The following is a 310-nucleotide window of genomic DNA, read 5'->3' on the forward strand; positions in this document are numbered from 1 at the left end:
CTGCCGTTCTTCTTACCACCGTTCTTCTTGCCGCCCTTCTTCTTGCCGGTGCCTTTGCCGGCATGATGAGGTGAGCGGGTTTCGAGATCGTGCTCCTCTTCATCGGCATCAACCTCGTCAAGATCACGTCTGCCGTTCTTCTTGCCGCCGTTCTTTTTGCCGCCCTTCTTCTTGCCGGTGCCTTTGCCGGCATGGTGGGGTGAGCGGGTTTCGAGATCGTGCTCCTCGTCGGCCTCGGTATCGGCCTCCTCAAGGTCACGTCTGCCGTTCTTCTTACCACCGTTCTTCTTGCCGCCCTTCTTTTTACCAG

The 310-nt window shown here is 57.7% G+C and carries 1 protein-coding gene; it reads right to left on the bottom strand.

The window, feature by feature from the left end; all coding sequences use genetic code 11:
* Nucleotides 1–310: hypothetical protein (locus tag E2R65_RS19690; RefSeq protein WP_204986341.1), on the bottom strand; the 310-nt coding region annotated here is incomplete at both ends.

The sequence above is a fragment of the Mucilaginibacter phyllosphaerae genome (assembly GCF_004378255.1).
Taxonomy (GTDB): Bacteria; Bacteroidota; Bacteroidia; order Sphingobacteriales; family Sphingobacteriaceae; genus Mucilaginibacter; species Mucilaginibacter phyllosphaerae.